Origin of the sequence: Kitasatospora sp. NPDC059803 (assembly GCF_042732255.1) — a bacterium.
Classification (GTDB): domain Bacteria; phylum Actinomycetota; class Actinomycetes; order Streptomycetales; family Streptomycetaceae; genus Kitasatospora.
In genome coordinates, this window is the sequence record NZ_JBHWIJ010000168.1 from 4,137 (window position 1) to 11,050 (window position 6,914).

The window sequence follows — 6,914 nt, forward strand, 5'->3', positions numbered from 1 at the left end:
GCGGGTTGCGGCGGGGGGGGGCGGGGGGGGCCCCCCCGGCGCGGGGCCGGCCCCCCCCCCCCGTGGGGGGGGGGGGGGGCACGGCGAAGGGTATGAGCTCCCGGACCGGGATCAGCCGGCAGGGCGCGTTGCCGACCAGCACCTCGTGGATGCCCGCCCGCTCCTCGAACTCCTTTCCCACGACCGGGAAGTGGGTGTCGTTGTCGTCGCCCACGTCGGGCGCCTCGATCCAGACCCGCTCGCCCTGGATCGCCATCGGGAAGCGCCGGAGTTTGAGGCGGCGGTTGGGCGCGAAGGTCTCGGCGTAGTGCAGGAAGGTGTTGCGGTTGTGCCCGACACCGATCAGCAGCACGTACCCACCGAGGTCGTGCAGCGCGCCGAAGGGCGACTCGCGGCCGACCGCGAAGCCCAGCGAGCGGCGGGCGGTGACCTCGCGGGCGTGCGCCCCGACCGCGGCGACCGAGGCCTGCGGATGCGTGCTGCGCAGGCTCTCCGGCAGCGCGCGCAGCGCCTCCGGCACGGCACCCATCGGGGAGGGGAGCCCGGGGTGGAACAGCGGGACGGCGGCGCGCCGTTCGGCGACCTCGGGGCTCGGCAGGCCGGCGTGCTCCGGTGCCGGGTCCCGGACGACGGCGGTGGTGAAGGTGGGCACCGCGACCGTGCCGCCGGGCCCGACCGCCTCGCGCAGGCTGGCCACCACGGCCGCGGCGCCGCCGTCGACCCGGCCGAGGCTGGAGAGCGAGGAGTGCACGATCATCGCCATGCCCTCGCGGACGCCCACCCGCCGCCAGCCGTCGACGAGATCGGCGGTGCTGAGCGACGCGTCGAGCGGGGTGTCGAGCGGTGCGTCGAGCGGGGTGGTGCGCGGGCCGGCGCTGTGCGCGGTGGTGCGGTGCGCGGTCATGGTGCCCCCTGGCGGTGCTGTGCAGGTGCTGGTGGGATCGTTCGGGGCCGACCATAGCGCGTGACACTGACAACCGGTCAGGACGGGGTGGCCGTCCGGCAGTCCGTCCTGACCGGTCGTGCTGTGCAGGGTCGGCGGTCGTTCAGGGCCTCGGCCCCGTCGCTTCGGCCAGCACCCAGGCCTCCTGCTCGGGCGTGAAGCCGTGGCCGAGGGGCGGTTCGCCGCGCTCGCGGTCCCAGGCGAGCACGTCGGCGGCGGTGACCGCGAGCGGGGTCGCCGGCAGCCCGGCCGCCCTGGCCCGGGCGGCGCTGCGCTGCTGTCCGGTCCAGAGCGGCGCAGCCCGGACCAGCGGGAAGAACGGTGGCGGCGCGCTCTCCGGCGGCACCGGGACGACCTCCACCTCGGCGCCCGCGACCTCGGCGCAGGTGGCGATCAGCCCACCCAGCGTGGTCGGTTCGGCCGGGCCGACGGCGTGGAAGGCGCCCGCCCGGCCGTCCTGGAGCAGCCGGACCACCAGCCGGGCCAGGTCGCGCACGTCGACCACCTGGACGGGCTGCTCCGGCCGCCCCGGCAGCGCGATCCGCCCGCCCCGGGCGGCCCGGCGCGCCCAGTAGGTGAGCCCGCGCTGCTCGTCGTGGGGGCCGGCCACCTTTCCGGGGCGCACGATCGTCGCCCGGTCTCCGTAGCGGGCGGTGACGTCGTCCTCGCAGGCGACCTTGAGCCGGCCGTACGTCTCCTCGGTGAGCTGCTCGGCGTCGCGCAGGGGTGCGCGGCGCGGGGCGGACTCGTCCGAGCCGGGGGCGAGGCCGGCGCGCTCGTACACCGCGTGGCTGGAGATGAACAGGTAGCGGCCGACCCGGTCGCCGAGCGCGTCCATGGCCTGGCCGACCTGGCGGGGGCGGTAGCCGCTGACGTCCACCACCGCGTCCCAGCGGCCGCCGCGCAGGGCGGTGTAGTCGCCGGTGTCGCGGTCGCCGATCAGGTGGGCGGCGGCGGGGAAGAGGCCGGGCTTGGTCCGGCCGCGGGTGAACAGGGCGACCTCGGCGCCGCCGCGCAGGGCGTCGTCGGCGATCGCGCGGCCGACGAAGGAGGTGCCGCCGAGGAGGAGGATCCGCATGGGCTCAGCGTAGCGGCGGGGCCAACGGGCCCGGGGGGAGCGGCGGGTGGCGGGGAGGCGCCGGAGGGCGCCGCGTGGTGCACGGTGCCCTCCGGTCTCGGGGCACGGCTAGGTTGCTTCGAGGGTGCGGGCCTCGGTGAGGATCAACTCCTCGATCCCGTACAGGAAGCGCTCCATCGCCGGGCGCGGGAGCACCGCGGGGTCGGCCGTCATGGTCAGGCTCAGTGCGCCCGGGGACTGCAGTGCGTCCAGGGCGTAGGTCAGGCCGGGGCGGGGCTCGAACTCCACCGGCCAGGTCAGGGTGGTCTCCTCACCCGTCCCGGTGTCGGGGGAGGCGGTGACCAGCTCGCGGGTGTCGTTGAAGATGCAGGACCGGTCCGCGAGCGGGACGCCCTCGGCGGCGAGCCGCCCGATCTCGGCCTGCAGTCGCAGCTTGTCGTAGTAGGCGTGGCGGTAGGCGCCGATCGCGGCGGCGTTCGTGCGCCGGACGACGTCCCTGAACTCGGCGGTGGCGTCCGGGAGGTGGAACAGCCCGTCGCCCGCGACCACGCTCACCGCGTTGGTCAGTTCGGGCAGGAAGCGGTTGTTCACCACGACGTTCAGCACCGCCTCCGTCGAGCCCGACAGCCGGGCCGTCATCGCCGCCGTCGCCGCCAGCAGCACCGAGGAGGACGTCACCCGGTGGGCGGCCGCCACCTGGTCCACCGCGCGGGGCAGCGCGGGCGAGCGCAGGACGGCGTTCGGGAACCTGGCGCCCGGTGTGGCCGGCTCGCCGGGCGGGGGGAACAGCCGGGCCGGGGCCAGCCGGAGCTTGCGCAGGAACTGTTTGCGGGCGCCCTCGTCCCGCCGCCGACCGCGCTCGGAGGCCTGGAACTCCGCCTCCTCCAGCGGCTGTTGGGCGGGCTCGCGGATCTTGGCCAGTTCGTCCGGCGAGGTGCCCTGGCAGAGCGCGGTCAGGTCGGCCACCAGGCGGTTCATCCCCGTGCCGTCCACCGCGGTGTGCGAGAGCACCAGGCTCACGTACCGGGCCGACCCGCCCGCCTCCACCACGCCGACCCGGATCGGCCACTGGGTGGCGGTGTCGAACGGCAGTGCCGCCAGCTCCTCGTGCAGCCGCGCGCCCGCCTCGGCCGGATCGGCCGGCTCCGCGCAGTGCCGTACCTCCACCTCCAACCGGCCCTCGGCGTCGACCACTTGGTGTAACCGGCCGGCCTCGCCCGGCACCAGGCGGGTGTGCAGCGAGTCGTGCAGGTGGAGCAGCCCCTCCAGGCCGGCGAGCAGGGCGGGCAGCGGCAGCCCGGGGTCGAGCGGCGCCGCCGCGGCGATGTTGTAGCGCGGCACGTCGGCCGGGGTGAGCCGGCTCAGGACGTCCCAGATGGCCTGTTGGCCCCAGGTGGCAGGGCCGGACCCGGCCCGGCCGGACGAGAAGGCGATCTCCAGCAGTTGACGAGTGGTCACCGTGTGGCTCTCCGATGTGGCGGTGGATCGTGACGTCGTGCCGGTGCGTTGGGAGCGCGGATGCTGCTGGGGAGAGTGTGGCGCACCGCCCGCCCGCCGTCGAGGTCCGAGGTTCGGGGCCCGGCGGGTGTGCGGCCGGGGCTTCCGCATCTATCTCGACGTGAAGTATCTTGATGTCGAGATTGATGTCGATCATGCAACGGGGGCCTGCCATGCGGGGGAACGGACTGATGGCGCAGCTGCGGAAGCCGCCGGGCGGGCGCGACGCGCGGATCATGCTGCTGGCGCAGTGCGTCGACCGGACCGGGAGCGGGGTGTGGGCGGCGGCCTCGGTGCTGTACTTCACCTACGTGTGCGGGATGGACGCCCGGCAGCTCGGCGTGCTGCTGGGCGTGGGCGCGGCGGCGGGGATCGCCGGGTCCCCGCTCGCCGGGCGGGCGGCCGAACGGCTGCCGGTGCGGTGGCTGCTGATCGGGTGCCACCTGCTGCGGATCGGGACGATGGGCCTGCTGCTGGTCGTCGACGACTTCGCCACGCTGCTCCCCGCCGTCGCCCTGACCTGCCTGGCCGAACGGGCGGCCAAGACCCTGGAGATGCTGTTCGCCACCCGGATCGCGGGCGAGCGGCGTGGCACGTACCAGGCGCTGTTCCGCAGCGTGGCCAACGCCGGGTACGCGCTCGGCGCGGGCATCGCGGCGATCGGCCTGGCGATGGGCACCACGAACGCCTACCGCGCGCTGATCGTGGCCAACGCACTCTCCTTCGCCTTCGCCGCCGTCCTGGTCTGGCGCACCCGGGAGCCGGCCGGGCGCGGCCTGGTCGCCGCGGCCTCCGGGGAAGAGCCCGCCGCCGCCCCGGGGACAGCTCCGGCGGCAGCTCCGAGCCCCTGGCGCGACCGGGGCTACCTGCTGTTCGTCGCGCTGGACATGCCGCTGAACCTGGACGACTCGATCCTCAACGTCGGCCTGCCGCTCTGGCTCGTCCACCACACCGGCGCGCCGCACGCCGTCGTCCCGGTCTTCCTGATCCTCAACACGGTGCTCGTGGTGCTCCTGCAACTGCGCGTCTCGGCGCGGGCGCAGGGCCCGCACGGGGCGGCCGCGGCGGTGGGCTGGTACGGCCTGACGCTGCTCGGCTGCTGCCTGCTGACCGCGCTCGCCACCGGCGGCGGGCCGTGGACGGCCTCGCTCGCGCTGCTGGCCGCGGCGATGCTCGTCACGCTGGCGGAGCTGATGCGCTCGGTGAGCTCCTGGGAGCTGGCGGTCGTCCTGGCGCCCCCGGGGGCCCAAGCCTCCTACCTGGGGGTGGCCGGGATGGCCCAGTCGGTGCAGAAGTCGGTGGGCCCGCTGCTGCTCACCGGCGTGGTGATGACGGCCGGTCCGGCCGGCTGGCTGGCCCTCGGCGCGGCGACCGTCGGCCTCGGCGCGCTCCAGCGCCGGGCCAGCCTGCGCCGGCTGGCGGCCCTGGCCGGCCCGGCGGCCGAGCCGTCGCCGCGGGTGGGGGCGGCGGTCGGCTGATCCGGCGCGTCGCGGCCGTCGGGCGCCCGCCGGGCCCGGAGCGGACGGCGGAGGGGGCGTCAGGGCCCCGCGACGTACCGGGGGGGGGCAGGACGGCGCGTCAGATCGACTGGCGGGCCGTTTCCGCCGGCCCGGGCCGGGTGGCGGTGACGACGTGGTAGTCGAGGAGGCCGCTGCGCCAGGCGGGGAGGAAGTTGCGGCTCCAGTGACCGGGAGGGACGGCGTCGGTGAGGTAGCGGTCGAGGCCGGGCCAGACGGCGTCGCCGATGGACTCGGTGGTGATGGTGGTGAAGCCGGCCGCGGTGAGGTCGCTGGTGAAGGCGGCGAGGGGGTGGGGGAGGTCGAGGCCGTCGGCGAAGCTGGCGAGGAGGATGCTCAGGCGCTCGGTGATGTCCGGTCCGGCGGCGGCGAAGAAGGTGGTCACGACGAGCCGGCCGCCCGGGCGTAGGACGCGGGCGGTCTCGCGGGCGAAGCCGGTGAGTTCGCGGAAGTGCTGGGCGGCCTCGACGGAGTAGACGCCGTCCAGGGAGCCGTCGGCGAAGGGGAGTTGGTTGGCCGATCCGAAGGTGTAGGCGAGCCGATCGGGGTAGGTGGCCAGGGCTTTGGCGTTGACGGCGCGGGCGCGCTCGATCTGGTCGGGGTGGATGTCGACGCCGGTCACGCCCCCGAACCGGAACTCGCGCAGGGCGAGCGCCGCGCCGAGCCCGCGCCCGCAGCCGACCTCGGCCAGCCGCAGCCGCTCACGTGGCTCCGCGAACTCCCGCAGGACCCGGCGGTAGAGCTGTTCCTGGCTGTGGACCCGGTCCTCGGTCGTCGGGGCGGTGAGGTCCATGTCCTGCCAGTAGCCGAAGTTGATGAATCCACCGGCGAAGCTCGCGGCCTGGGACAGATCGCCGGCACCGTAGGTCCGGCGTACGGGGGCGGGGATGTGGTCGTGGCTCATGATGGTCGGTCTCCCGGTGTGTGATGTACCCGGTCTCGGCGGTGGAGTGACGACCCCGGACCGGGGGCGCTGAACGTGCTGCGTGACGATGTGGCGGCGCTGTGACCGGCACCGCGGTGCTCGGCGCCCGTCGGGCGCGCCGAGGTACGTACCCAAACCGGTGGTGATCCGAACACGGTACGTGATGGACCCCGGTCCGGGGCGGGAAAGGGGCGCGGAGGTGGCCCGGGGGGCTCAGAACACCGCCGCACTACCGGGGGCGGCTACCGGGCGCGGACGGCCGGTTCGCTACAGTCCGCGAGGATTCCCGAGGGTTTGAGGAGAGCGACACCGTGAACATCCCTGACCAGCGCCCCGCACCGCCGCTCCGTGGCGGCGAGCGCGAGATGCTGCGCGGCTTCCTGGACTTCCACCGGGCGACCCTCGCCCTGAAGTGCGAGGGCCTCACCGACGAGCAGCTGCGCCGGCGCTCCAGCCCGCCGTCCACCCTGACCCTGCTCGGGCTGGTCCGGCACATGGCGGAGGTGGAGCGCACCTGGTTCCGCAGGGTGATCGACGGCGAGGACGTCCCGCTGGTCTGGTCGCAGGACGGCGACTTCCAGGCCGCGTACGACGCCACCGGCGCCACCCGGGCCGAGGCCTTCGCCGTCTGGCAGGCCGAGGTCGAACACGCGCGCCGCATCGAGCGCGCCGCCGAGACCCTCGACGTCACCGGGTACCAGGCCCGGTGGGACGCCGACGTGTCGCTGCGGCTGGTGATGCTGCACCTGATCCACGAGTACGCCCGGCACAACGGGCACGCCGACTTCCTGCGGGAGGCGATCGACGGGGTGGTGGGGGCGTAGCCGTGCGCGCCGGGTGCCCGGGCCCCCGGCCCCCCCCGGGGTCTACACCCCACCAAGTGGGTTCGGGGGGGGACGGCCGCGACGATTGAGGCTGAGACTTATAAACAAAAACCATCCCCCCCTAAACCAT

Annotated in this window: 6 protein-coding genes; 2 read left to right on the top strand and 4 right to left on the bottom strand. The window is 75.1% G+C overall.

All coding sequences use genetic code 11. The features are described 5' to 3' along the window. The 3 genes from ACFV6I_RS24515 to ACFV6I_RS24525 all read right to left on the bottom strand — a co-directional run. On the bottom strand, window positions 1-904 hold a 904-nt coding region (locus tag ACFV6I_RS24515; RefSeq protein ID WP_380427635.1), incomplete at its 3' end, for an aminoglycoside N(3)-acetyltransferase. A gap of 142 nt (window positions 905-1,046) precedes the next feature. Then, window positions 1,047-2,021 carry an NAD-dependent epimerase/dehydratase family protein gene (locus ACFV6I_RS24520; protein ID WP_380343045.1) on the bottom strand — a complete coding sequence of 325 codons (975 nt, stop codon included), beginning with the start codon at window positions 2,019-2,021 and terminating at the stop codon, window positions 1,047-1,049. A gap of 108 nt (window positions 2,022-2,129) precedes the next feature. Beyond that, on the bottom strand, window positions 2,130-3,479 hold the full coding sequence (locus tag ACFV6I_RS24525) for a condensation domain-containing protein (RefSeq protein ID WP_380343048.1): 1,350 nt from the start codon (window positions 3,477-3,479) through the stop codon (window positions 2,130-2,132). Between the two features lie 230 nt (window positions 3,480-3,709). On the opposite strand from ACFV6I_RS24525, the gene ACFV6I_RS24530 reads away from it, so the two are divergent. Next, window positions 3,710-4,996 (top strand): MFS transporter, encoded by a 1,287-nt coding sequence (locus tag ACFV6I_RS24530; RefSeq protein ID WP_380343051.1) that lies wholly within the window; start codon window positions 3,710-3,712, stop codon window positions 4,994-4,996. A gap of 100 nt (window positions 4,997-5,096) precedes the next feature. Here the strand turns inward: ACFV6I_RS24530 and ACFV6I_RS24535 are convergent, their stop codons facing one another. Further along, complete coding sequence (locus tag ACFV6I_RS24535) at window positions 5,097-5,939, bottom strand: class I SAM-dependent methyltransferase (RefSeq protein WP_380343054.1); 843 nt, start codon at window positions 5,937-5,939, stop codon at window positions 5,097-5,099. 386 nt (window positions 5,940-6,325) lie between these two features. Between ACFV6I_RS24535 and ACFV6I_RS24540 the strand changes: the two genes are divergently transcribed. Further along, the gene (locus ACFV6I_RS24540) at window positions 6,326-6,784 is read left to right on the top strand and encodes a DinB family protein (RefSeq protein ID WP_380343078.1); all 459 of its coding nucleotides are present in this window, start codon (window positions 6,326-6,328) and stop codon (window positions 6,782-6,784) included. Window positions 6,785-6,914: the final 130 nt, after the last annotated feature.